General features: G+C 60.4%; 23 protein-coding genes, 1 tRNA gene and 1 riboswitch. Of the genes, 14 read left to right on the top strand and 10 right to left on the bottom strand.

What is annotated here, in order from left to right; translation table 11 throughout:
* Nucleotides 1–229 precede the first annotated feature (229 nt).
* From BS300_RS13085 to BS300_RS13070, 4 genes are all read left to right on the top strand, one after another.
* A complete protein-coding gene (locus tag BS300_RS13085) occupies nt 230–1132 on the top strand; it encodes a serine hydrolase (protein WP_041210094.1) in 903 nt (300 codons plus the stop codon).
* 226 nt (nt 1133–1358) lie between these two features.
* Entirely contained in the window at nt 1359–2396 is a 1038-nt protein-coding gene (locus BS300_RS13080) for an acyltransferase family protein (RefSeq protein WP_071913281.1), read from the top strand.
* A gap of 217 nt (nt 2397–2613) precedes the next feature.
* A complete protein-coding gene (locus BS300_RS13075; RefSeq protein ID WP_071913279.1) occupies nt 2614–4656 on the top strand; it encodes a TonB-dependent siderophore receptor in 2043 nt (680 codons plus the stop codon).
* A gap of 22 nt (nt 4657–4678) precedes the next feature.
* Complete coding sequence (locus tag BS300_RS13070; protein ID WP_338430055.1) at nt 4679–5344, top strand: PepSY-associated TM helix domain-containing protein; 666 nt, start codon at nt 4679–4681, stop codon at nt 5342–5344.
* A 202-nt stretch (nt 5345–5546) separates the two neighbouring features.
* On the opposite strand, the gene BS300_RS13065 is transcribed toward BS300_RS13070, so the two are convergent.
* A tRNA-Leu gene (locus tag BS300_RS13065) sits at nt 5547–5632 on the bottom strand.
* Nucleotides 5633–5775: 143 nt separating this feature from the next.
* Between BS300_RS13065 and BS300_RS13060 the strand changes: the two genes are divergently transcribed.
* Entirely contained in the window at nt 5776–6309 is a 534-nt protein-coding gene (locus BS300_RS13060) for an RDD family protein (RefSeq protein WP_071913277.1), read from the top strand.
* Between the two features lie 61 nt (nt 6310–6370).
* Here the strand turns inward: BS300_RS13060 and lptG are convergent, their stop codons facing one another.
* Both lptG and lptF read right to left on the bottom strand, forming a co-directional pair.
* Nucleotides 6371–7441: an LPS export ABC transporter permease LptG gene (lptG, locus tag BS300_RS13055; protein ID WP_033115497.1), complete on the bottom strand. Its 1071-nt coding sequence runs from the start codon at nt 7439–7441 to the stop codon at nt 6371–6373.
* A gap of 25 nt (nt 7442–7466) precedes the next feature.
* Nucleotides 7467–8579 carry an LPS export ABC transporter permease LptF gene (gene lptF / locus BS300_RS13050; RefSeq protein WP_071913274.1) on the bottom strand — a complete coding sequence of 371 codons (1113 nt, stop codon included), beginning with the start codon at nt 8577–8579 and terminating at the stop codon, nt 7467–7469.
* Between the two features lie 172 nt (nt 8580–8751).
* Between lptF and pepA the strand changes: the two genes are divergently transcribed.
* From pepA to BS300_RS13035, 3 genes are all read left to right on the top strand, one after another.
* Nucleotides 8752–10260: a leucyl aminopeptidase gene (gene pepA, locus BS300_RS13045; protein ID WP_033115499.1), complete on the top strand. Its 1509-nt coding sequence runs from the start codon at nt 8752–8754 to the stop codon at nt 10258–10260.
* A 175-nt stretch (nt 10261–10435) separates the two neighbouring features.
* Entirely contained in the window at nt 10436–10891 is a 456-nt protein-coding gene (locus tag BS300_RS13040; RefSeq protein ID WP_071913271.1) for a DNA polymerase III subunit chi, read from the top strand.
* Between the two features lie 65 nt (nt 10892–10956).
* Nucleotides 10957–13809 carry a valine--tRNA ligase gene (locus tag BS300_RS13035; RefSeq protein WP_071913269.1) on the top strand — a complete coding sequence of 951 codons (2853 nt, stop codon included), beginning with the start codon at nt 10957–10959 and terminating at the stop codon, nt 13807–13809.
* Between the two features lie 67 nt (nt 13810–13876).
* On the opposite strand, the gene BS300_RS13030 is transcribed toward BS300_RS13035, so the two are convergent.
* On the bottom strand, nt 13877–14863 hold the full coding sequence (locus BS300_RS13030; RefSeq protein ID WP_071913267.1) for a sodium:calcium antiporter: 987 nt from the start codon (nt 14861–14863) through the stop codon (nt 13877–13879).
* An 88-nt stretch (nt 14864–14951) separates the two neighbouring features.
* Nucleotides 14952–15058, bottom strand: a riboswitch (yybP-ykoY riboswitch).
* 172 nt (nt 15059–15230) lie between these two features.
* Between BS300_RS13030 and BS300_RS13025 the strand changes: the two genes are divergently transcribed.
* Nucleotides 15231–15818 carry a superinfection exclusion B family protein gene (locus tag BS300_RS13025; protein ID WP_041210085.1) on the top strand — a complete coding sequence of 196 codons (588 nt, stop codon included), beginning with the start codon at nt 15231–15233 and terminating at the stop codon, nt 15816–15818.
* A gap of 74 nt (nt 15819–15892) precedes the next feature.
* On the opposite strand, the gene BS300_RS13020 is transcribed toward BS300_RS13025, so the two are convergent.
* The 4 genes from BS300_RS13020 to BS300_RS13005 form a co-directional block, all read right to left on the bottom strand.
* Nucleotides 15893–16747: an AraC family transcriptional regulator gene (locus tag BS300_RS13020; RefSeq protein ID WP_071913265.1), complete on the bottom strand. Its 855-nt coding sequence runs from the start codon at nt 16745–16747 to the stop codon at nt 15893–15895.
* 4 nt (nt 16748–16751) lie between these two features.
* Nucleotides 16752–17249: a GNAT family N-acetyltransferase gene (locus tag BS300_RS13015; RefSeq protein WP_071913263.1), complete on the bottom strand. Its 498-nt coding sequence runs from the start codon at nt 17247–17249 to the stop codon at nt 16752–16754.
* Nucleotides 17250–17354: 105 nt separating this feature from the next.
* Nucleotides 17355–17870, bottom strand: a complete 516-nt coding sequence (locus tag BS300_RS13010; RefSeq protein WP_041210082.1) for a GrpB family protein — start codon at nt 17868–17870, stop codon at nt 17355–17357.
* Nucleotides 17871–18179: 309 nt separating this feature from the next.
* A complete protein-coding gene (locus BS300_RS13005) occupies nt 18180–18497 on the bottom strand; it encodes a DUF1496 domain-containing protein (RefSeq protein WP_071913261.1) in 318 nt (105 codons plus the stop codon).
* A 224-nt stretch (nt 18498–18721) separates the two neighbouring features.
* Here BS300_RS13005 and BS300_RS13000 point away from each other — a divergent pair, with 224 nt between their 5' ends.
* Entirely contained in the window at nt 18722–19909 is a 1188-nt protein-coding gene (locus BS300_RS13000; protein WP_071913259.1) for a hypothetical protein, read from the top strand.
* A 138-nt stretch (nt 19910–20047) separates the two neighbouring features.
* Entirely contained in the window at nt 20048–20824 is a 777-nt protein-coding gene (locus tag BS300_RS12995) for a transporter substrate-binding domain-containing protein (protein ID WP_041210079.1), read from the top strand.
* A 38-nt stretch (nt 20825–20862) separates the two neighbouring features.
* On the opposite strand, the gene BS300_RS12990 is transcribed toward BS300_RS12995, so the two are convergent.
* A complete protein-coding gene (locus BS300_RS12990; protein WP_071913257.1) occupies nt 20863–21684 on the bottom strand; it encodes a helix-turn-helix transcriptional regulator in 822 nt (273 codons plus the stop codon).
* Between the two features lie 179 nt (nt 21685–21863).
* On the opposite strand from BS300_RS12990, the gene tyrS reads away from it, so the two are divergent.
* From tyrS to BS300_RS12975, 3 genes are all read left to right on the top strand, one after another.
* Nucleotides 21864–23129 carry a tyrosine--tRNA ligase gene (gene tyrS / locus BS300_RS12985; protein WP_071913256.1) on the top strand — a complete coding sequence of 422 codons (1266 nt, stop codon included), beginning with the start codon at nt 21864–21866 and terminating at the stop codon, nt 23127–23129.
* A 197-nt stretch (nt 23130–23326) separates the two neighbouring features.
* The gene (locus BS300_RS12980; RefSeq protein ID WP_071913254.1) at nt 23327–24238 is read left to right on the top strand and encodes a triacylglycerol lipase; all 912 of its coding nucleotides are present in this window, start codon (nt 23327–23329) and stop codon (nt 24236–24238) included.
* A complete protein-coding gene (locus tag BS300_RS12975) occupies nt 24235–24972 on the top strand; it encodes a lipase secretion chaperone (protein ID WP_071913252.1) in 738 nt (245 codons plus the stop codon). The genes BS300_RS12980 and BS300_RS12975 overlap by 4 nt, the downstream gene beginning before the upstream one ends.
* Before the next feature lie 47 nt (nt 24973–25019).
* Here the strand turns inward: BS300_RS12975 and BS300_RS12970 are convergent, their stop codons facing one another.
* Entirely contained in the window at nt 25020–25733 is a 714-nt protein-coding gene (locus BS300_RS12970) for a hypothetical protein (protein ID WP_071913250.1), read from the bottom strand.
* Nucleotides 25734–25753 lie beyond the last annotated feature (20 nt).

Genomic DNA, 25753 nt, shown 5'->3' with positions numbered 1-25753 from the left:
ATTTCATCCTGATAGTCAGCGGGGCCTTCGGGCCCCGTTTTTTCCTTTAACATCAGCTAAAACGGCCTGTTAAAAGACTTCAAAGAGACCTTTTTGGATACTCAGATCAGGGCCTTAACGGTTACAACGCAGCAAATTATCAATATCAAGGTGAGAATCATTGTGAAGCGCCAATTCACGACATATAACTTACCGAGATATCCCTGTTTTTTGTCCGGTAGAGCAGATCATGATGATGCGTTCCCTTCTCCCCCTGTTGCTTGGCGCAGTAATGCTGCCGGCCGCTATGGACAGTGCCCACGCCAACCCCTTTTCCGCCAGCAGCAATCACAGCTTTCTGGAGCGAAGGGATATTCCCAACCTCAATTCGGCCGCTTTCGTGGTCGCCAACCACAGAACCGGCGAAGTGCTCTCCGAGCACAACGGCAATCGGGTGATGCCCATCGCCTCTCTCACCAAGCTGATGACCGCGCTGGTGGTACTGGACGCCAACCAGCGCCTCAATGAAACCCTCACCGTCACCAATGCGGATGTTGATCGTATCAAGGGCACAGGTTCACGTCTGGCCATCGGTTCGAAACTGAGCCGGGCCGAGATGCTCCATATCGCCCTGATGTCGTCGGAAAACCGCGCCGCCTCTGCGCTGGGACGCAACTACCCGGGCGGTCTGCGCGCCTTCGTCGAGGCGATGAATGCCAAGGCTCGCATGCTGGGGATGTGGAACACCCACTATGCCGACAGCACCGGCCTCAACCCGCGCAATGTCTCTACCGCTCAGGACTTGGCCAAGCTTGCAGCTGCCGCTGCTGCCTATCCACTGATCCGCCAATACTCCACCGACGATCAGAGCTATGTGCGAACCAACAAGAGCCAGCTTCACTATCGCAACTCCAACCGGCTGGTACGCGAGGGTCAGTGGGAATTTACCCTCTCCAAAACCGGCTATATCCGCGAAGCAGGCCGTTGTCTGGTGCTGGGTACCAGAGTGAACAACGAGCCGGTGATCATGGTGCTGCTGAACGCCGAAACCACCAACGACCGGGTGGCCGATGCCAAGCGGATCAAGACCTGGCTGGAGAGCTCTGGCAGAACAACCCTGGCAGCCAACCAGAGCGCCATGTTGCGCGAGTAATCAACTCTGCAAACTAAAAAAGCGAGGCTCCTGCCTCACTTTTTTCATGCTGGCCATGGCCATCGCAAATGGGGGCCAGATCACACCTAAAGTAACCCTCTCCGCCACCCCGTTACGAAATGTAACCGCTCAATAGAGTGATTCACATTAACGGAATCAATGAGTTGTAAATCAAACACCACACTTTTAGCGTGCTGGCTCAACCCTGTAACCTCGAGCCAGCAATATGCGCATATCCAGTATCGAGTGTGGGCGGGTAATAGCCATATTGGCCGTGATGACCATTCACGTATCCCCTTTCGCTCACCCCTTCGACTCCACGCTGTGGGGTAGCGAGAGCTACCTCTGGCTCAGCGGCATCATCAACCAGCTCTGCCGCTTTGCCGTACCGCTGTTTTTCCTCTGTGCCGGCTACTTTCTGCAACCCAAGCTGAGTGCTGGAGCACCGATGAGCGTGGCATGGCGTTACTGCCGCCCCATGCTCCAGCTCTGGCTGGTCTGGAGCCTCGTCTACCTGCTGGTGCCCTTGAATCCGCTGAATGCCATCGAACAGGGTTATCTGAACTCCCTCAACGCACAGTGGCAGTTCCAGCTCGGAGATACCGTCAATCGCTGGCTGGTCGGCGGCATGATCCACCTCTGGTTTCTGCCGGCACTGATCCTGGCGGTCACTCCGCAGGCGTTTTGCCAGTGGCTTGGCAAGCCGGGATTCGCCCTCATGCTGGGTGCCGGGCTCTACCTGCTGGCGCTGCTCGGTGGTTCCTATGCCAAGCCATTGCTGGGAGAGGAGTGGCTATTGCTCACCCGCAACGGCCCCTTCTTCTCCCTGCTGTTTGTGGCGATGGGGGCCCGCTTGCGACAGCAGCAGTGGCAACCGTCGGCCCGCAGCGGATGGTGGCTACTGCTGGGTGGCCTCGCGCTCTATGGGCTGGAAGCCTGCGTTCTGCGCGCTTTTGCCGGTATCCCGCTGACTCGCCACGATTTTCTGCTCGGTTCCGTACCCTGGGCTGTCGGCCTCTTTGGCCTGTTGCTGGCCCATCCTGACTGGGGCAAGGGAAGCTGGCTCGCCCGCCAATCCCCCAAGGTGCTGGGCCTTTACTGTCTGCACATGATGCTGGTGGTATGGATCTTCACCTTTGGCCCACAGAGCGCTTCCATTCTATGGGAGTTGGTCAAGGTGCCACTGCTGCTGGGTGCCTCTCTGCTTGCTTATCGCCTGCTGGCTACCTTGCCTGCGACCCGCTGGTTGCTGCGTACCCAGTAATTCCGTTCTCCGGCCCGCCCCTTGCGGGCCAGTCTCCTCGCACAACTCGCCACCCAATCACCCGCGCTTATCTTCCTCTACACACCTCCATTTTCGCCTTGCCATACAAATGAAAATCAATATCATTGGCATCCCGATTTTTTCGGGTCGGATACTAATTACAATTAAATCAACAAGTTCAGGCCATCAGGCCGCACCTTCAAGAGTCAAATTGAATATGCAGCACCCTCACTTTCGCAGAACCCTCATCTCGCTGGCACTGTGCGGTACAGCCCTTCACGCCCAGGCAGCCGATGAAACCATGACGGTCGTCGGCAAGCGCAGCCAGCACGAGGAGGTCGCGACAGCGACCCGCACCAGCACGCCGGCAAAACTGGTGCCGCAAGCCATCGACAGCGTCAAGGCAAGCGAGCTGACTGCCTTCGGCCAACCCACCCTGAGCGAAGCGCTGGCCGGCATTCCCGGGGTCAACGCCAGCGGTGATACCCGCTTCGACGGGGTCAATATCCGCGGCTTCAGCGCCAGCAACGACTTCTATCTCGACGGATTTCGCGATGACATGCAGTACACCCGCGATCTCGGCAATATCGAGCGGGTCGAGGTATTGAAAGGGCCGGCAGCCGTGCTCTACGGCCGTGGCAGCACGGGTGGCATAGTGAACCGGGTCAGCAAGACACCGCAAAAGGGACAAGCCTCCAGCGTCACAGCCCGGGTTGGCAGTTTCGACACTCAGCGGCTGGCCGCAGACCTCAATGGTGAAGCGAGCGAGCAGCTGCAACTGCGCCTCAACATGGCGCAGGAGGACAAAGGGAGTTTCCGCAACGGAGTAACCGGCAAGCGCACCCTGCTGGCACCATCAGCCAACTGGGAGATCAGCGACAGCCTCAACTGGCTGGTGCAGTTCGAGCGCAACGAGCACAACCGTATGCCGGATCGCGGTATTCCCGGCGTCAATGGCCGACCGGCAGATGTGCCACGAGAGTATGTTTACAGCGACACCAGCCGCGACTTCATCGACGATGTGGCGCAGTCGACCCGCTCCCGCCTCTCCTGTGATATCAACGATCAGTGGCAACTGCGCCAGCAGCTCGCTTACACCACCCTCGACAGCCAGTTCGACAACACCTATGTCACCAGCGTGAAAGGGGACAAGGTAACTCGCTCTCGCTGGCAGCAGGATTTGAAGGCCAAAAACCTGATCAGCAACACCGAGGTAGAAGGTCAGCTGCAAAGCGGCCCCGTCGAGCATCGTCTGCTCATAGGTTTGGAACAGGATTGGCAGGCACGCACGCCCAAGCTCTATCAGAATGCCGCCCCCATTGCACCCGGCAACCTCTATGACCCGGGTTCGCTGCCCAGCTACAACGGCCCGATGAAGCTATCCAGCGATGCCAACCACAAGGTACGTGGTAACGGCATCTATCTGCAGGATCAGCTCAGCCTGGGCGACTGGCATCTGGTGGGTGGGCTGCGTCGCGACGACTTCACCGTCACCAGCCGCCGCAACGACCTCAACAAGGAGGAGACCCTTTCGGTCACCAGCCTGAGCCCGCGCCTCGGCCTGGTATGGAATCCCCTTGAGGAGCATGCGTTCTACGCCTCCTACAGCAAGACCTTTACCCCGGTGGGCGGCGAGCTGATCGGGTTCACTCCGGGAGATCCCAACAACCATCTGGAACCGCAGCACACCCGTCTCTACGAAGGGGGCGTCAAGAGCGACTGGCTGAATGGCCGGCTGGCGACCACTCTCTCTGTCTACCGGCTGGAGATGTACAACAAGCGTAGCAAGGATCCGCTGGATCCCACCAAGGTGATCCTGACCGGATTGCAGCGTACCGACGGGGTCGAGCTGAGCGCCCGCGCCCAGCTGACCGACGAGCTCTATCTGCGTGGCGGTATCGCCATTCAGGATGCCGAGCAGGTCAAGGCGGATGCCGATCTGCAGGGCAAACGGCCGATGAACGTCTCTCGCCAGAATGGCCAGCTGTTTGCCGGTTACCAGAGCGGCAAGCAGGGCTGGTTTGGCGAGGCGGGAATGACTGCGGTGGGCGATCGCTTTGCCGACAACGCCAACACCACAGTGTTGCCCGGCTACGCCCGCTTCGATGCCCGTGCCGGTTACCGCTGGCAGCAGTGGGAAGCCGAGCTGAGCGCGGAGAACCTGACCGACCACGAGTATTTCGTCAGCGCCACCGGCGTCACCCAGATCATGCCGGGAACGCCCCGTCAGCTGATGCTGACCGGCAGCTACCGCTTCTGAACCCTGTAACCGACCATCCTCACTGGCCAGCCCTTGCTGGCCAGTTTTTTATGAAACACAGATGATGAAACGCAAAAGAATTCCCCTTCACAACAACAAATGGGTGCGCCGCCTCCACGCCTGGGCCGGATTTTTCACCCTTACCCTGATGCTGCTCTATGGCATTACCGGGCTCTGGTTGCAGCACAGAGCCGTATTGCCGCTACCCGGCCCCCATACCGTCAAGTCGAGCGAAGAGATAGCGCTGGCCGCACCGCTGGCCAGCCCCGATGAGCTGAAGAGTCTGCTGCAGCAACGCTACGCGGACGGATTCGAGGATGGGCGTGCCATGATCACCCCAGCCCAGCGACTGCCGACACCATCCGGTGAACTCACCCTGCCCGCCCGCTGGGAGATGCGTGGCGTCACCCTCACCCACAGCGTGGCCGCCAGCTATGTGGAAGGCACCCTGCTGGTACGCACCGACTTGCAGCAGGCGAACTTTGCCGCCAGCCTCAACCGGCTGCATCGCGGCATGGGAACTGGCCTTGGTTGGCAACTGTTTGGCGATCTCGCCGCGCTGGCACTACTGTTGCTCGCCCTCACCAGCCTCTTTATGTGGACCAAGCTGCACGGCTCACCCAAAGCCGTCGCCCTGATGCTCTTTGGCGGTGCTTTTGGCACCTTGCTATTTGCCCTGTGGGGATAAGTTTCTTTTTCATAACAGGCTATTACGCTCGAACGGGCGGAATACTGGCATAAAAAGAAGCTTTCTGGCGGCAAGAAAAGAGAGGGATAAGCGGGCGAGTTAAAAGAGGAAAAAGCCGCTCCAGCCATGCAGAGCGCCGAGAAATAAAAAGCGGAAAAAACAAAAGGCCATCATTGCTGATGGCCTTTTGTCATGAATTTGATGGTGCCCGGGGTCGGACTCGAACCGACACGGTTATTCACCGGCGGATTTTGAATCCGCTGCGTCTACCGATTTCGCCACCCGGGCAACTGCGAGGGATTATACGAATGGCGCGAGGCCATGCAAGGTGTTTTTCGATTGAACACTCCTGTTTGTTCATTTATTCAACGCCTTGCCGACACCGGATCAGTTACATAGAATGCCGCCATCCTTTTAATGGAATAAAAAAGATGGCCAAGCATAAAAAAGTCCAACAAACCCCCTCCAAGCCTGCGGCAGAGCAACACCCGTCAGCAGGTCTGCTGCGTCGCCTGGGAGCCCTCATCTACGACTATCTGGTCGTCACTTCGCTGCTCGTCATTGCCGGTTTTATCGGCATGGGCGTCGCCAAGCTGCTGCTGGTCACCGGCATGGCCAGCGTGCCGGCGGGTGAAGATACCGTCTGGTTGCTGACCCGCCATCCCCTGAGCCTGATCTATACCCTGTGGCTCGCCTTTGTCATCTGCGGTTTCTACACCTGGTTCTGGACTCGCGCCGGCCAAACCATCGGCATGCGGGCCTGGCGGCTGCGCATCCAGAACGAAGATGGCAGCAATATCCGCATCACTCAGGCGCTGATCCGGCTCGCCACTGCCGCCTTCGGCCTTGGCAATCTGATGTGCCTCTTTAATCGCAAGGCACCGCGCGCGTTTCAGGATATCTGGGCTGAGTGCCAGGTCGTGGTATTGAGCAAACAGGAAAATCTGGATCTGCTGAACAAGTAAGCCTTGCTCGACAGGAACGAAAAAGGGCACCGAAAGGTGCCCTTTTTACATTCCAGAACCACTACTGTTTGCGGCCGAGGATATAAAGCGATATGCCACCAAAAAGCAGGCTGGGGGCAATCGCCGCCAGGATCGGGGGAACCGAGTAGACCAGCGTAACGGGGCCAAATACCCGATCACTCACGTAGACAGCAAAGCCGGTCATGATCCCCATCAGCATCCGCGCGCCCATGCTCACCGAGCGCAGCGGGCCAAAGATAAACGAGGATGCCAGCAGGATCATGGCCACCACCGAGAGGGGGGCCAGCAACTTGCGCCACATCTCCAGCTTGTAGCGGCCGGCATCCTGCTTGTTGGCGTCCAGATAGCCGATGTAGTCGCGCAGGCCGGAGATCGAGAGGTTCTCCGGATCGATACTCACCACCCCAAGCTGTTTGGGTGTCAGTTCGGAGCTCCACTCCATCTGGGCATGCTGTTCGCTCTGCACCCGGGTCGGATCATCAAAGCGGGTGACCTGTACCTGCTTGAGCAGCCAGTGGTGCTGTTCAAACGTCCCCTCCTGCGCCTGAACCACATCGATCATCTTGCGCTCGGGGGTAAAGCGGTAGAGGGTGATACCGGTCAGCGCGCCATCGTTGCGCACCCCGTTGATATTGACGAAGTTGTTGCCATCGCGAGCCCACACCCCGTAGGCGGAGACGGTCAACCGCCCTTCTGAAATAGCGCCGGCACGAATATCATCCGCCATTCGCTTGGCAACGGGGGCCACATACTCCCCCATTAGCAACACCAGGATCATCAACGGGATCGCAGTCTTGAGCGCTGCCATCACGATACTGATCTTGGAGCGGCCCGCCGCCTGCATCACCACCAGCTCGGAGCTGGTCGCCAGCTGACCCAGACCGATCAGGCCACCCAGAAGGGCCGCCAGCGGGAAGAAGAGTACTGCCTCTTTCGGCATCGAAAGCAGCACATAGTAGAGGGCATTGATCATGTCGTAGTTGCCCTCACCGACCGAGCGCAGCTGCTCCACGTACTTGATAAGACCCGCAAGGCCAACCAGCGTGATCTCACACAGCAGGATCGACATAAAGATGACCCGGCCGATATATCTGTCGAGAATGCCAAACATCAGCAGAAGTTCCTATGTTGCAGCATCATGCTGATTTTCTGTTGAAATAACGCCCTTTCACCCCGTTCCACCAGCTGGTGCCCTGCAGGTTGAGGGGCAAACCGATGAAAAGCAGGTAACCGAGCGGAACCAGGAACATCCCCGGCCAGTAGGGCAACCGGCCGCTGTCGATGGCCGAACGGGCGGCGCTGAGCAGCAGGAAGTAAGAGAGATAGAGCATGATGGCAGGCAGCAGCTTGGCGTAACGGCCCTGACGGGGATTGACCCGCGCCAGCGGCACCACCAGCAGGGTCAGCACCGGAATCGAAAGCGGCAACGAGAGACGCCACTGCAGCTCCGCCATCATGGAGTTGTCCTGGGTACCGAAAAGTTCGATGGTCGGTTTGGCTGCCGCCTTGCGGTTGGAGCGCTCCATCTCCTGCTGGCGAATGATCAGGCCGTACTCGCGAAAATCGGAGACCTGGAACTGCTTGCCGGAGAAGTTGCCCTCGTAACGGGAGCCATCGGTCAGGGTCAGCCACTGCAAACCGTTGGCATCAACCGTCACCACCCCTTCGGATGCCACCACCACAGAGGGAGGATTGTTCCCTTCGGGTCGCTGCAGCACGAAGATTTTGTGCAGTTTGGAGCCGTTATCATTCAAATCCTGGATGTAGGCAACCAGACGCCCCTTGTCGAGCTCCATAAAGCGACCCGCCTGCAGGAAGGAGATACCGGGATCAGCCTTGAACTCGTCGATCACCTGATACTCGCGCTCCTTCGCCTGCGGGGCGATCCAGCCAGTATTGAAGGCTGCGACAGCGGCGGTGAGCAGCGCCAGAAACATGGCATTGCGCATCACGAAACGGTGGCTGAAACCAACCGCATGCATCACCGTCATCTCGCTTTCGGCATAGAGGCGCCCGTGAGCGAACAAGATGGCCAAAAACAGGCTGATTGGCAGCATCAACAACGCCATGTTGGGCAGGTTGAGCAGCAACAGGGTAGAGACCAGACGTGTCGGTACCTCGCCGTCGGCAGCGTCGCCAATAATCTGGATAAATTGCTGGCTGACAAAGATAAGCAGCAACACGAATAACACTGCCAGCTGGGTTTTCAGGGTTTCCCTGAACAAATATCGGAAAACGATCACAGTCATTCCCAAGTAAACTTGTGTTTTTAGTCGAATGCCTGAAAAATAGGGCCGTATATTGGATTTTTACCAGTTTAAACTGCGGAGCCAGTGGCTGTTCGCTCCGCCTCTGATACCCCAACAAGCACCGCATTATTCAATAAAAGGTGCCTTTTGTCTTTAGGATGTAGGAGATTCCATGGAGTTCAGTGTAAAGAGTGGCAGTCCTGAGAAGCAACGGAGCGCCTGCGTCGTAGTCGGCGTATTTGAGCCTCGTCGCCTCTCTCCGGTTGCCGAACAACTGGACAAGATCAGCGATGGCTATATCAGTTCGCTGCTGCGCCGTGGCGACCTGGAAGGGAAACCAGGTCAGATGCTGCTGCTGCATCAAGTACCGGGCGTGCTCAGCGAGCGCGTACTGCTGGTCGGATGCGGCAAGGAGCGGGAACTCGACGAACGCCAGTACAAGCAGATCATCAACAAGACCATCACCACCCTGAACGAAACCGGCTCCATGGAAGCGGTCTGCTTCCTGACCGAGCTGCACGTCAAGGGTCGGGATACCTATTGGAAGGTGCGTCAGGCGGTAGAAACCACCAAGGCGGGCCTCTACAGCTTTGACCAGTTCAAGACCAACAAGGCCGAGCCACGTCGCCCGCTGCGCAAGCTGGTATTCAACGTGCCGACGCGTCGGGAACTGACCATTGGTGAAAAAGCCATCGCTCACGGTCTGGCTGTGGCCAAGGGTGTGCGGGTCTGCCGCGACGTGGCCAACATGCCGCCCAACGTCTGCAATCCTGCCTATCTCGCCTCTCAGGCCCGTCGTCTGGCCGATGCCTACGACAACATCACCACCAAGGTGGTGGGTGAGCAGGAGATGGCCGAGCTCGGCATGAACTCCTATCTGGCGGTGGCTCGCGGCTCCGACAACGAAGCCATGATGGCCATCATCGAGTACAAGGGTCATCCGGATGCCAAGCCCATCGTGCTGGTTGGCAAGGGTCTGACCTTTGATTCCGGCGGCATCTCCATCAAACCGGCCGACGGCATGGACGAGATGAAGTACGACATGGGTGGCGCCGCCTCCGTGCTCGGTACCATGCATGCGCTGGCCCTGTTGCAATTGCCGATCAACGTGGTTGGCGTGCTGGCAGGCTGCGAGAACATGCCGGGTGGCAACGCCTATCGTCCGGGTGACATCCTCACCTCCATGTCCGGCCAGACCATCGAAGTGCTCAACACCGATGCGGAAGGTCGTCTGGTGCTGTGCGATGCACTGACCTATGTGGACCGCTTCGAGCCGGATACCGTGATCGACGTGGCAACCCTGACCGGTGCCTGCGTCATCGCGCTGGGTCACCACACCTCGGGTCTGCTGGCCAACCACAACCCGCTGGCCCACGAGCTGCTCAACGCCTCCGAGCAGGCGGGTGATCGCGCATGGCGTCTGCCGCTGTTCGACGAGTATCAGGAGCAGATCGACAGCCCGTTCGCCGACATGGCCAACATCGGCGGTCGTCCGGCCGGTACCATTACTGCGGCCGCCTTCCTGTCACGCTTCACCAAGAAGTACAACTGGGCCCACCTGGATATCGCCGGGACCGCCTGGAAGAGTGGCAAGGATAAAGGCTCCACCGGTCGTCCGGTGCCCCTGCTGACCCAGTTCCTGCTGAACCGGGCTGGCGTGGATATCGAAGAGAAAGAGTAACTCTCCCACCCTGTCGGATGCGTGCATCAACGGGGTTGGCGTTACCCTGAATCACAAGGAAGAGGCCCGCCTCTTCCTTGTTTCATTCTTGAATCAGTGAGTTGTGAGCGGAGAAACACCCCGCGAGCCTCATGAGGCGGTCAATAGTCCGTCACTGCAACACGGGATCAACCTGATGAGCCAAGTGACCTTTTACCTGATGAGCGAACAGGATGACACGCAGGCGTCGGCCATCGAACGGCTCGCCTGCCAGCTCGTAGCCGATAGCTGGGGTGCGGGCCATATCTACCTGTTCTGCGACGATGAGGCTCAGGCTCTGCGCCTCGACGAGCTGCTGTGGCAGCTGCCGCCGGAGCGCTTCGTGCCACACCAGCTGCAGGGAGAAAGCGGCCAGGCACCGGTGGAGATCGGCCACCAGCCGCCACGCCGGCGCTACGCCCGCCTCATCAATCTGGCCAAACAGACACCTTTGTTTGCAGGACACTTCGCTCAAGTGGTAGATTTTGTCCCCACTGACGAAACACAAAAGCAGCAAGCCCGCGAGCGCTACAAGCACTATCGCCAGGCAGGCCATACCCTCGAGATGAGGGATCAGCCCGTCCTTGCCGCACCGGATCTGGCGCAGCCCTGACTGCGCCGCCTGTGATCCACGACGAATCAACACCAGAATCCATCCATCCAGATTACGGCGAGACCATGGAAAAGACTTTTAATCACAACGCCATCGAACAGGCGCTCTACCAGCACTGGGAAGCTCAGGGCTACTTCAAGCCCCACGGCGACACCAGCAAAGACTCCTTCTGCATCATGATCCCGCCGCCGAACGTCACCGGCAGCCTGCACATGGGTCACGCCTTCCAGCAAACCCTGATGGATACCCTGATCCGCTACAACCGCATGCAGGGCAAGAACACCCTGTGGCAGGCAGGTACCGACCACGCCGGTATCGCCACCCAGATGGTGGTTGAGCGCAAGATCGCCGCAGAAGAGGGCAAAACTCGCCACGATTACGGCCGTGATGCCTTCATCGACAAGATTTGGCAGTGGAAGGAAGAGTCCGGCGGTACCATCACCCGCCAGATGCGCCGTCTGGGCGACTCGGTGGATTGGGAGCGCGAGCGCTTCACCATGGATGAGGGTCTCTCCGCCGCTGTGCAGGAAGTGTTCGTCCGTCTCTACGAAGATGGCCTGATGTACCGCGGCAAGCGTCTGGTGAACTGGGATCCGAAACTCAACACCGCCATCTCCGATCTGGAAGTGGAAAACCGCGAGATCAAGGGCCACATGTGGCACCTTCGCTATCCGCTGGCCAACGGCGCCAAGACTGCCGAAGGCAAGGATTACCTGATCGTCGCCACCACCCGTCCGGAGACCATGCTGGGCGATACCGCCGTGGCCGTGAACCCGGGAGACCCGCGCTACAAGGCGCTGATCGGCCAGCACATCCTGCTGCCGTTGGTGAACCGTCTGATCCCCATCGTCGCCGACGAACACGCCGACATGGAGAAGGGCACCGGTTGCGTGAAGATCACCCCGGCCCACGACTTCAACGATAACGAAGTGGGCAAGCGCCACAGCCTGCCGATGATCAACATCTTCACCCTGGACGCCCACGTGCGTGCCGAGGCCGAAGTGGTCGATACCAACGGCAACCCGAGCACCGCCTACGATGCAGCTCTGCCGAGCGAATTCGCCGGTCTGGAGCGTTTCGCCGCCCGTAAAGCGATTCTGGCCAAGCTCGAAGAGCTGGGTCTGCTGGACGAGATCAAGGATCACATACTGCAACAGCCGTACGGCGATCGCGGTGGCGTGCCCATCGAGCCGATGCTGACCGACCAGTGGTACGTGCGCGTGGCACCGATGGCCAAGACTGCCATCGAAGCGGTGGAAGATGGCCGCATCCAGTTCGTGCCGAAACAGTACGAAAACATGTACTTCTCCTGGATGCGCGACATTCAGGACTGGTGCGTCTCCCGTCAGCTGTGGTGGGGTCACCGCATCCCGGCATGGTATGACGACGCCGGCAATGTCTACGTGGGCCGCAGCGAAGATGAAGTGCGTGCCAAGCACAGCATCCCGTCCGTGACCACCCTGCGTCAGGACGAAGACGTGCTCGACACCTGGTTCAGCTCCGCTCTGTGGACCTTCTCCACCCTGGGCTGGCCGAACAACACCGAGGCACTCAAGACCTTCCACCCGACCGACGTGCTGATGAGCGGCTTCGACATCATCTTCTTCTGGATTGCCCGGATGATCATGATGACCATGCACTTCATCAAGGACGAAAACGGCCAGCCGCAAGTCCCGTTCAAGACCGTCTACATCACTGGCCTTATCCGTGACGAAGAGGGCCAGAAGATGTCCAAGTCCAAGGGCAACGTGCTGGACCCGCTCGACATGATCGACGGCATCTCGCTGGAAGATCTGCTGGAGAAGCGCACCGGCAACATGATGCAGCCGCAGATGGCCGAGAAGATCGCCAAACGTACCGCCAAGCAGTTCCCGGAAGGGATCGATGCTCACGGTACCGACGCCCTGCGCTTCACGCTGGCAGCGCTGGCCTCTACCGGTCGTGACATCAACTGGGACATGAAGCGCCTGGACGGCTACAACAACTTCTGCAACAAGCTGTGGAACGCCTCCCGCTATGTGCTGATGAACACCGAAGATCAGGACTGCGGTTTTGCCGGTGGCGAAATGCAGTTCAGTCTGGCGGATCGCTGGATCCAGTCCCAGCTGCAAGTGGCCATCCGTGACTTCCGTACCGCCCTCGATACCTACCGCTTCGACATCGCGGCTGGCGTGCTGTACGAATTTATCTGGAACCAGTTCTGTGACTGGTATCTGGAGCTGACCAAGCCGGTGCTGACCAAGGGTTCCGAGGCCGAGCAGCGCGCTGCCCGCCATACCCTGGTGACCGTGCTGGAAACCCTGCTGCGTCTGGCGCACCCGATCATCCCGTTCATCACCGAGACCATCTGGAAATCGGTCGCCCCGCTGGCTGGCGTACACGCCGATACCATCATGATTCAGGCCTTCCCGGAGTTCGACGCCGCCAAGGTGGACGAAGCCGCGATGGCGGATCAGGAGTGGGTGAAGGAGTTCATCGTCAGCATCCGCAACATCCGCGCCGAGATGAACGTGGCGCCGAGCGTACCTCTCAACGTACTGCTCCAGTGCGATGCCAAGGATGCCCAGCGCGCCGCTGACAACGAGGCCTTCCTCAAGTCGCTGGCCCGTCTGGAGTCCATCCGCGTACTGGCGGACGGTGAAACCGCCCCGCTGTCAGTGAAGAAGCTGATCGGTGCGACCGAGCTGATGATCCCGATGGCCGGTCTCATCGACAAGGACGCCGAACTGGCCCGTCTGGCCAAAGAGGTTGCCCGTCTGGTGGGCGAGTGCGGCCGGATCGAAGGCAAGCTTGGCAACGAAGCCTTCGTCGCCAAGGCGCCGGAAGCGGTCATCGCCAAAGAGCGCGAGAAGCTGGAAGATTACCGTCTCCAGCTGACCAAGCTGGAAGCCCAGCAGGCCGAGATCGCCGCGCTGTAAGCACCGCCCCAACCGATACAACAAAGCCCCCTGCCAAGGGGGCTTTTTCATATCCGCGCTTCCCGCTTCAGCTCACCAGCAACCAGCCGAAAAAACCGAGATAGAGCAGACCGACCAGCCCCAGCCGCTCGGCGGTCATGGTTCCCTTTCTGAACCCCCACCAGAGCAACCCGACCGCCAACAGCGTCACCAGCGAGGAGGCCATCATTGCGCCATCCAGCAACCAGGGGGTAAAGAGCAAGCAGAACGCCTTGGGGATAGTGCCCTGGATCATCATGGCCCCGGAGATATTGGCCAGCGCCAACCGGTTCTTCCCCTGCCGCACCCAGATCAGCACGTTCATCAGCTCCGGCATCTCGGTCGCCCCCGGACTCAACAGCAGGGCAGCCAGCACCGGCGAGAGACCAAATAGCTCGCCCATGCTCTCCAGCTGATGGACAAACAGCTGGGCCGCCAGCGCTACCACCACCAACGCAGCCAGCGTCTGCAGCAACACCTTGCCAAGGGGCGGGATCCCGGCATCTGGGGCCAGCTTGAGGGGCTCCGGCAATTCGACTTCGTGGCTGTCAGCCTGTTTCAGCTCGCGCCTTACATAGACGAGGTAGACCAGCAGGAAGAGCGGGGCCAGCCAGCTCTTGCCGGTGAAAGCGACCAGCCCCAGCGCGGTTGCCACCAGAAAGATGCCGATAAACCAGCGCTGATCCCGGCCAATCTCGCGCTGCACCTCGCCATCGATGGCCCGTTCGGTACGCCCCATGCAAAGCAGCAGGGTGAGGCCGACTGCCGCATAGCCGATGGTCGCCAGCACCAGTGGCCCGCCGAGGGCGGCACCGATGCCGATCTCCTGCTGAGCGGTCGTGTTGCCCATCAGCAGAGCGGTCAGGGTGACGATACACTCGGGCAGCGCCGTACCCAGTGCCGCCAGCAGGGAGCCGGTGGCGCTTTGGGATAGTTTGAAGTGGTGGCCGGTCCACTCGATGCCGTTGACGAAGTATTCGCAGGCAAGGTAGATGGTGACCGCAGAGACGAGAAATAACAGCAGGGTAATCAACATAATAGATACCGCCAGGCGAGCAGAGTAACCAATGGACCCGACATGGCTCGCCCGGCTGGCGTGCATATCGAGGCCAAAGGTCTTGCAGAGCGATAGTGCCTATCGCCGCCCATGCCATGGATACGAGGATCCAAGAGTGTTGACATGGGCCCGGCCCGGAATGCGGGCGGGTTGCTACTCCCCAATGACTGAGGGGACGTTTTACCAACTCGACCGCCGCCCCACAAGGCAAATTAATGACAACTCATTCAATAAGTTGTAAGGGAATGTAACCTCGCCAGCCTCCCCTCCCCGCTGCCATTGCGCTGTTGGCACACCGATTGCTGTAGGTAGTTCACTATCCACAACAGTTTGGGAAGGATGAACAATGAAACGGTGGATCCAACATTTCTATCAACTGAACCGCCTCAACTGGATGATGGTCTGGTTGTTGCTCTGTTGCAGCATCATTTTGCTGTTTCCGGCCGGACTGATGAAGGGTGCCGTCAGCCAGTGGGCCACGACCCACGCGGCCTGGCTGGGTGTCGGCATGCTGATCGCCATCTCCTACTTCTGCAGTCAGGGCTTCCTGATCGCCTGGGAGTGGGCCTGTGACGAGTGGCAGGCACGCCGCCAGCAGGATCAGCTGGCCCAGATGATCAGCTTCCTCGATTTCAACGAGAAGGCGGTGCTGCGCGAGTTCGTACTACAGCGCAAAAGCGTCATAAACCTGCCGATCACCGAGCCTGCCGTCAAAAACCTGATGGATGCCGGCGTCCTCACCTACGCCTACGGCAAACCGACGCGCGAGAAAGAGGACGAGAACCAGATCCGCGCCCTGATGATCGCCCTGCCCGCCCGACCGCTGCTCACCTACAAGGTGCTGGGGCTGTCGCGTGGCAAGATGAGCGACGAGCAGGTGGAGCAGATCATGAATGCCCGCCCCAAGTTCGCCCAGAAGAGCCTGCAGCGCTAATCACGCCCACCGATATAAAAAGAGCCGGACACTGTCCGGCTCTCTCGTTTCTGCAGGATCCCGCTGGTTTTTGGCTAGCCCTTCAGGCTGGAGCAGAAGCTCACATCAGCCACCTTGGTCACCGGATCAAAGCTGTGATAGAGCTCGAAGCAGGGGCGATCGTCAAATTCCCAACCGGCCGCCACCACCTCGCCAATATGCTGCTGCCAGAGTGCGGGGTACTGGGCCGGATCGGTGACCGTCATGCGTGACAGGCCATAGCGGCCGCCCGCCAGCTGCTGGATCTCCACATTGCCACTTCCCCTGGTGCCCGCCGGCACGGTGACGCAGATATCGGTGCGACACTGCTGGGGAGCCGTCACTTCGGGGTTGTCGTGGTAGATGAAGATCCACTCTCCTTCGGCCAAGCCCAACCCGGCAACCCACTGATAGAGCTGGTCACACACCGGCTCATAGCCTGTGCCGTAAGGGCCGGTGACCCGGATATAGGCCAGGGTGCGCGCTGCCATCTGTTCGGTTTTCATCTGTAGCCTCCTTTCACTGGAACGGCCTTCAGCATAATCAGAGACCCGGGCAGCCGCGTGTCCATTCTTGCTCAGTTGCAAGAGTGACGGCTGGCGGCGCAACATCCCCGGCGCCATGGCAAACTGCTTGCGAAACGCCTTGGCAAAGGCCTGTGAGCTGGCAAAACCGGCCGAGAAGGCAATCTCGGTGATCGGGTCGCGACTGTAGCAGAGAGAGCGAGCTGCCCGCGCCAACCGCAGGCGGCGCTGCATCTCGGCCGGGGTTTCACCGGTGACGGCGGTAAAGACCCGATGAAAGTGATAGCTGGAGAGTGAGGCGAGGCTAGCCGCCTCGCTGAGACAAAGCTCGGGATTCTGCTCCAGCGCCCGGATCACCGGGCGCAATCTGGCCTGATAATCGACCATATCGTTAGCGACTGGCGCCCCCCGCGACTCTGGCCATATAGAAGACATCCACATAGCGCCCCTGGCGGAAGGCATAGTCACGAGCCCGCCCCTCCTCCACAAAGCCAAACTTGCGATAGAGCGCCAGCGCCGCTTCGTTATCGACGAAAACCGTCAGCTCTATCCGGTGCAGGTTGAGCCAGTTATCGGCCAGATCCAGCGCCGCGGCCATCAGGGCAGAGCCAACCCCCTTGCCAGCCCAGTCATCCCGCACACCCATGCCAATCCCGGCCACATGCTTGCGTCTGGGATTGGGCTCCACATGCAATACTATCTGGCCAACCAGCAGCCCCTCTACCTCGGCAACAAGCGCTACCGCGCCACTCTGTTCCAGCCGCTGTTGCCAAACACTCAGCGCTGGATAGGGCAGTTGCAAGGTGCCCGCCTGAGCATTGGGCATGGCATGAAGATCCCGCAAGGCGGGGGCATCGGCGGGTTCGGCATGACGGATGGTAATCGGCATATGAGGCTCCTTCTCGAAACCCCCATCATGCAATATCCGGCTGATTTGCACATCCCCCCAGCCCACTTATTCGCCGGGCCGTGGCTGAGGTAGGGCACCGGGTTTCTATCGCCTGCTGGCCAGCCAGCTCAGCGCTCTCGCCTCGTGCTCTTTCACAAAGTCGTTCTTGCCCTCGCAATAGCGCTCGATCCGGTTCTCACACTGCGCTGCAACCGTCTCTTTCAGAGCGGCATACTCCCGGCAGATGGCAGGATGAGCCCTGAGATAATCACGAAAGGCCAGATGACGAACGACATGGGGATCCCCCTGCAAGAAGGCATGGATCTGATGCGTCCTCTCATCACCCCCTTTGCGAAAATAGCGACGCCGCGAGATGCCGCACTCTCCCATCGCTTCGTACCCCATTACTTCCAGCAGACCGTTTTGCTGGTCTAGCCGCTCAAGCGAGGAGACCTCCAGCAGGATATCTATGATGGGCTTGGCCGCCAGCCCGCTGACCGAGGTGCTGCCGATATGGTGCACTGCGAGCAGACACTCATCCAGCAGGCTGCGCAGTTGGTCTGCTTCTGCCTGGAAGAGGGCTGGCCATTGGGGACGGTAGGGAACAACTTCGACTTTCACGGCATCTGCTCCTTGGGGATACGTGGCATCAAGCCATTGGCAATGGGGAAAGCTGGCCGGATTTGACGGCAACACATAACAAAAACGGAGCCGAGGCTCCGTTTTCTCACTTCTGTATCAATCACGGACAGAACGCGCTTCGCGCTCTTGCCGCTCCCTTGCCAACAGGCGTTTGTACCACCAGCTACTGCGACGACGTTGTGCATTGGAAGAGCGACGAGCCATTTCTTAGGTTCCAGCCATGAGAAGAAGGAGCTGCATTATGCGACAGGGATCACGCCCTTGTCTTTAGCTGGATCAAGAAATGGGTCACTGGCCAACCGAAATCGTTTTTTGTTGTCGATCATCGCGGGTCGCCGGCAATACGGTCGCCGCCGAACGCCAGACCAGCGGGCCATTGCTCTCCAGATCGTTCTGCGGGCCACACTCCAGCCAGATATCCCCCTGCAGAATACGGGCGCCCTGCGAGTACTTCTGATCCTGAAACCAGCAGACCCGCTCCGGCAGAGAGCCGAGCGGCAATACCAGCTGGGTACTGCTAGCCTCGCCTGCCACCCTAGTATCGGTAGCTGCATGAACGGGCAACAGCCAGCAGGATGCCAGCAGCCAAAGAACTCGATTTTTCATGGACTCTTCCTTTACTTCGGTGAGCTCAGCCAATAGGGAGCGACCATACCGCGTGTTTACTTTACCGGCAAATGCAAGGCTGACTGGTATTCCGGAACCAATATGGTAGCCTGCCTGCGCCCGCTGACTATCTCTTGTCGTCAGCCGTCAAAATTCCGGTGAATTTGTCCGTTCAAGACAAAATATAACCTTATTTATCAAATCGTTATTTGGATATTATCCCAATGCGTATCATGCCGTTGCTCAAGGCGGCCTGCCTGAGCCTGATGTTGTCCGCCTGTGTTGCCCCTCTGCTGATGATGAGCCCCACCAGCCAGTTGATGTGGGCCCTGCTCAAGCCACTGGTCGGCTTCGATCCCAATGAGGCGAACCTGTTCGAACAGCCTCTCGTCAAGGATCGGATGACTGCCATCCTTGGCCCCAACTACGACACCACCATGCAGCTGCTCAAGACTGCCAACAAGCTGCAGCAGGAGGGGCCGCTCTTCTACGTGCTCTCCGAGTATGCCCCCGTACCCGACATCGCCAAACAGGCGGGTATGGTCTGGAACTCGCAGACCAACCAGATGTCCGTGCTGCTGCAAAAAGGGGATGGCACCACCCAGACCTTCGGCGAAAATCTGGCGGGTACCACTCCGGTCTGGCCAACCGCCATGCAGGGCTGGCAGGCAGCAGCTACCCCCCTTGCCACCACCAGTAACGCGCTGACGGGTAGCAGTGCCAGCTCGAAGGCCGCCGCCCCCTTCTCGCTGGGCAGTGCGATCGGCAACGCCACCCGCAGCGTCACCGGCTCCCTGACCAATAGCGCCACGCAAGCGCTCAGTGGCACCACCAGCAAGCTGACCGGACAAGCCACTCAGGCCGTAACCACTGGCGCCACCAGTGCAGCCAAGAGTGCCACGACCGCGGTCGCTCCGGCCAAACAGGCTGTCGCCAACACCACCGCGACCGTTCAGGAAACCAAAGCAGCGGTAGCCCAAACCAGTCAGGCTGCGAGCAGTGCTGCGGCTACCGTAGCTCCAGCAGCAACTAAGGCTGCCGTCGAACCCGCCAAACAGGCCGTCAGTAATGCCGTCGCGACCGCAGCACCGGCAGCAACCAAGGCCGTAGTGGAGCCCACCAAACAGGCGGTCAGCAGCGCAGCTGCTACCGCAGCACCAGCAGCGACCAAGGCCGCTGTCGAGCCCGCCAAACAGGCCGTCAGCAGTGCAGTGGCTACCGTAGCACCGGCAGCCACCAAGACCGCCGTCGAACCCGTCAAGCAAGCGGTCAGCAACGCTGCTGCTACCGCCACACAGCAGGTGAGTGCCGCCAGCCATACGGCGGGTGAGAGCGTAGCCGATGCCGCCAAAGAGGCAGAGGCCAAAGCCCGCGCCAAGGCAGAAGCCGAAATGGAAGCTCTGCTCAAGTAATGCCACAGGCCACCGCAAGGTGGCCTGTTACTTTCTGCCATACCGGGTGGCAATATCGTGCAATCTGATCATGAAGTTGTGGCAAAGGCCACATAGACTGTTAGTTAATCACGGTCTTATCCGCACAAGGAGTGTGTCATGCGTCTTCTGCTCTCTGCTCTGCTCGGTTTTGCCCTGCTTGTCGCGCTCCCTGCCCATGCCTTTATCTACTACTCGGAGCAGAACATGCCCCTCAACGGGCAGGATAAAAATGGCCAACCGGTGGGGATGGCTGTCGAACTGCTTCGTCTCATCTGGCGCGAGCTGGGCGAACCTGTTCAGCCAATCCATTTTATGCCCTGGGCACGGGGCTGGTATCTGCTGACCCAGCAGCCGGAGGCGGTTCTTTTCACCACGGCTCACACCAAAGAGCGGGATCCCCACTTCCTCTGGGTCTGCCCCATCAGCTACTCCCGGGTAGCGCTGCTCGGCCGCAAGAAAGATGCCCCCAAAGTGACCGGCAAGGCGGATCTTGCCAAGCTGCAGATTGGGGTGATGCAGGCGGATGTAGGTGAACAGCTGCTGCTCAACCGGGGAGTCAGCCCGCTCAATCTGATGTCGGTAGAACGGATGGATCAGGTGGTACGCCAGCTCATCATGGCCCGTACCGATCTGGTAGCCGGCAACGAGGTGATGCTGTTTCACCAGCTGAAAGAGCTGGGCTTCAAACCCGATGATTTTGTCACCGTAGCGGTACTGGAAGAGCAGGACAACTGCTTTGCCTTCAACCCGCAAGCCGACAAAAACGAGGTTGCCAGAATCCAGCAGGCGCTCGACAAGGTCAGACAGGGGGATGAGTTCAAGCGGCTGATTGCCCGCTATGAGCACCTTAACCCCCCGCACAGCGCCGACAGCCAGCCTACCCACATCGAATAGCCCCGCTGCCCGCCACCTGGCGGGCTCTTTATTTCCCGTTACCCCTCTTCGCTGACAGCCGCAGGCGCCGTAATGAGGTGATTGAGGAAGAAGCGGAACAACTCGGCCCGCGAGCGCAGATGCAGCTTGGCGTAGAGGTGCTTGCGGTGATTCTTCACCGTGCCGCTGCCGATGCCGAGCGCACCGGCAATGGCCTCGGTATCCAACCCCTGCAACAGCAATCCCGCCACCTGGCGTTCACGGCGGGTGAGGCTCGCGCCCCCCACGCTGGCGATGGCCTGCTCCACCGTCGCCTTGAGATCGGTGCCACCCGGCAGTACCGGACTCTGTGCCAGCAACGCGGCTCCCTCCCGCCAGTGCTGGCGGCACAGCGAATGTACCAGCGGAAACAGCGCCTCCAGCCTGGCCAACTCGTCACGGCTGAGGGGGCTGCGCTTGTCGAGTCGCCCCAGAAACAGCATCAGGGTGAACCCGTCCCGCACCGGCAGGATCAGCCCCACCTCCTCCTGCCAGCCGGTGGCCTGATAGAAGTGGTGGCGATACTCGGGGTCGAGCCGCCCCTGCGATAACTGCGACAGCGTCCAGACCCCGGCCTCCAGACCCAGTTCCAGCGCCTGCATAAAGGGATCCTGGCTAAAGTGGCGGGTGAGGTAGCGATCGAACAGCAACGCCCGCTGGTGGTGCAGGTTGTCGTAGAGGTAAACGGGGCGCTGCCCCACCCCGAGCAGCAGGGCACAGTCGAACGCCACCTGCTGCTGGATAAGGCGCACCAGCGCCGCCGGAAAGGCGCTGCCGTGCAGGGTATCGACCACCTCGGTCATGCTGCGGGTCAGGGCATCTGTGGCAAGAGTCTGGTTCATGGATGCTGGCTCATGGCGATGGCTTCCGGGTGGCGGGCAGGCTTCCCGCTATGGTTGTGCGATGGTCACACGATGGCCGGATGCTAGCACGAGAGTGGCAAAACTGTCCCCTGAGGGACATATTCGGCGCGAGCCAGAGCGGCGAGGATGTAGGTTTTCCCCCTGCTGTTGGAGAACCCATGCTCAACCCCCACCTGCTCGATGAGCTGACCCGACGTGGCCTGGTGGCCCAGAACTCCGACCCGGCGGCTCTCGCCTCTCACCTCGCCACCCCGCGCACCGTCTACTGCGGGTTCGATCCCACTGCCGGCAGCCTGCATATCGGCCATCTGGTACCACTGCTGATGCTGCGCCGCTTTCAACTGGCGGGCCATACCCCGGTGGCACTGGTGGGCGGTGCCACCGGCCTTATCGGCGATCCCAGCTTCAAGGCGACCGAGCGCAACCTCAACAGCGCCGAGACGGTGCAGGGCTGGGTAGCCAGTCTGTCGGCCCAGATAAAAGCGCTGCTGCCAGCCAGCGAAGGGCTGGCGGCGCCGCTTCTGGTCAACAACGCCGACTGGATGGGGCAGATGTCCGCCCTCGATTTTCTGCGGGATATCGGCAAGCACTTCTCGGTCAATGCCATGCTGGCCCGCGAATCGGTGCGCCAGCGGCTGGCCCGTCCGGATCAGGGTATCTCGTTCACCGAGTTCTCCTACGCCCTGCTGCAATCCCAGGACTTCGCGGTGCTCAACCAGCACCTCGGCTGCACCCTGCAGATCGGTGGAAACGACCAGTGGGGCAACATCACCAGCGGCATGGATCTCACCCGCCGCCTCAATCAGGCCCAGGTCTATGGCATGACGCTGCCGCTCATCACCAAGGCTGACGGCACCAAGTTTGGCAAGACCGAAGGCGGCGCTATCTGGCTCGACCCGGCCCTCAGCTCCCCCTACGCCTTCTACCAGTTCTGGCTCGGCACGGCGGACGAGGATGTCTACCGCTTCCTGCGCTACTACAGCTTTATGCCGCTGACCGAGATTGAGGCGCTGGAGGCGGAGGATGCGAAGCGGCAGGGGCGCAAACTGGCCCAGCAGGTGCTGGCCGACGAGCTGACCGAACTGGTGCACGGCAAGGGAGCGCTGGCAGCGGCGCAGCGCATCAGCGAATTGCTGTTCAGTGGCGAGGTGGCGCGCCTTGGCGAGAGCGATCTGGCCCAGCTGGCGCAGGATGGCATGCCGAACTGCCGTATCGAGGGAGAAACCGATCTGGTGACCCTGCTGGTAGAGAGCGGTCTGGCCAACTCGAAGCGGATCGCCCGCGAGCTGCTGGCGGCAGGGGCCATCAGCCTCAATGGCGAGATCCGCCGGGATGAGCCGCTGACGACGGCTGATCGGCTGTTCGGTCGCTACCTGCTGTTGCGCCGGGGCAAGAAGCAGTACCGGCTGGTGATGTGGCACTGATTCCCGTTTGGTTGGGGAGGCATCACAAGGTCGCCTCCCCGCCTCAACCGCTGGCCAGGGATGGCCACAATCTCTTTTGAATCCCAACTTGCGATCCCCCTCACAGCCCGTTTCTCAAGCAGCCACCATACTGGCACCGGCGAACATGGAGTCCGCCCCACCTCACAACCCCTTACCAATCGACAAGGATGCTGATGATGAAGAGATGGCTTCTGGTGCTGCTCTGCACCCTGCCCATGCTGGCGCACGCCAGCGGATATACCCAGACCCGCTACCCCATAGTGCTGGTGCACGGCCTGTTCGGCTTCGACAAGCTGCTCGGGGTCGACTACTTCTACGGCATTCCGCAGGCCCTGAGCCGCGATGGCGCCAAGGTCTACGTGGCTCAGGTATCGGCTACCGCCAGCTCCGAGCAGCGGGGGGAGCAGCTGCTCGCCCAGATTGAACTGCTGCTGGCCGCCACCGGCGCCGAGAAGGTCAACCTGATCGGCCACTCCCACGGCGGCCCCACCATTCGTTATGTCGCCTCGGTCGCCCCCGAGCTGGTCGCCTCCGCCACCAGCGTGGGCGGGGTGAACTACGGCTCTGACATCGCCGATCTGGTGCGCACCAATGCGGCGCCCGGCTCGGCCGCCGAGAAGCTGGCCGCCGCCGCTGCCCACGCGCTCTCCGGCGTCATATCTCTCCTCTCGGGGGGAAGTCAGCTGCCGCAGGATCCGGTCGCCGCGCTCGATGCCCTCACCAGCAAGGGAGCCAACCAGTTCAACCTGCGTTATCCGGAAGGGCTGCCCAGCCAGTATTGCGGCGAGGGGCCGATGCGGGCGACCAACGGCGTCTACTACTTCTCCTGGAGCGGGCGCGGCAACATGACCAATATTCTGGATCCGGTGGATCCGGCGCTGGCGCTGACCGGTACCTTCTTCAAGGAGCCCAATGACGGGCTGGTCGGCGTCTGCAGCAGCCACCTCGGCAAGGTGATCGGCACCGACTACCGGATGAACCATCTGGATGAGGTGAACCAGTCCTTCGGCATCCACCACCTGTTTGAAACCGACCCGGTCACCCTCTATCGCGACCATGCCCACCGCCTCAAGGAGCTGGGACTATGAGGATCGTCACCCTGCTCGCCGTCCCCTGCGCCATCGCCCTGCTGATCGGCGGCGTGCTGCTCTGGCCGGCAGCACCGACTGCGCAGGTGGCGCGTCAGCAAGGCGTACCTGCCGCCAGCAACCATCACCACGATCCCGAGCAAGAGGCCGCCGACGAGCTGCAGGAGCGTTATCGCACCTTTATCTCGGCCCAGAGCAGTCTGACCGTGCCCACCGATATCACCCTCGCCAGCCTGCAAATCCTCTTCGACGAGCGGGAGCAACTGCGCCAGCAGAGCTTCACCCCGACCGAGCAGGAGCAGCTGTTTGCCGAAGATCGCCTGATGGAGCTGTGGACCCTGCGCCGCAAGGCGCTGGCCGAGGCAAGCGATGCCGACAAGCAGGAGTTGGCCAGCGAGCTGGAGCTCTGGCTGGCGGCGCAGCCCCGGTGGTTTCAGGAGGCCGAAGCCAACGGCCGTCTGCTGGGCGAGCTGCAGGCACTGGAGCAGATGGAGCCAGCCAGAAGGGATGCCCTGTTGCTTGAGAAGGCGGGGCCGGAAGCTGTGGATAGGATGCATCAGCTCGAACAGGATCGGCAGGGATTCAAGGAGCAGCTCAATGGCTATCTGGCCGAGCTGGGGCAGTTACCCGCCAGCGCCAGAACCGAACAGCAGCAGGAGCTGCTGGCCCGCTGGTTCGAGCCACAGCAGTGGCGACGGGTCGAAGCGCTCACCCGGATAAAGCTGGGGGAGTAGTAAGCCAATGACAAGGGGCCCGAGATGGGCCCCTTGTTGTGGTGCGCTTATTGCGGCTTGTTGGTCGCCGGTAGCGGCTGCCAGGTGAGGCGAGTCACCTGATTGCCCTGCACCTCGCACTTGAGACTCAGCTCCTGCCAACCCTTCTCCTGACGCAAGGAGACATCGCCCACGATCCCCTGCTCGCCAATCTTCAGCTTCTCCTGCTCGAAGATCACCTTGTCGCCACCAGCCAGCTCCATCAGCTTGCCGTTGCAGAGCCAGTGGGCGAGCTCAGCCCCCTTGAGCTTGACGCTGCCCTTGGCCGCCTTCTGTTCGGCAGCGCCGGGAGCAAAGAGCTTGCTCAGCTCGGCGGCCCGTTTGGTGAGCCACTCCTGACGCTGCTGCATGCTCATCTTGCTGACGAACTCGGCTGGCTGACCTTTTTCGTCCAGCCATTGGGTCAGCTTGCCGCTGTCGTCAAAGGCGAACTGGGCGGCGGGCTCTTTGACCCCGAACAGCTTGCCCCCCTTGAAGTAGTAGCGGCTCTCCCCCTCCAGCTTGCCCAACTCGTTCATGATGGGCACGGCGATGATGACGGGGGCGCCATCGACCCAGGCCTTGATGTCGACGCCATCGTGGCTGAAGAGACGGGTATCGAGGGCACTGGCGGCCCCCTTTTCCATCAGGGAGAACTGTTCGGCAAGAGTTGCCGCCAGAGACGGCAGGGAGCAGAGCCCCAGCCCCAAGCCGAGGCTCAGAGCGATCACGGTATTGCGCATATGTGTCCTGTGTGTTGGCC

The organism is Aeromonas sp. SCS5 (genome assembly GCF_001887375.1).
Lineage (GTDB): Bacteria > Pseudomonadota > Gammaproteobacteria > Enterobacterales > Aeromonadaceae > Aeromonas > Aeromonas jandaei.
This window is presented reverse-complemented; position numbering and strand designations above follow the sequence as displayed.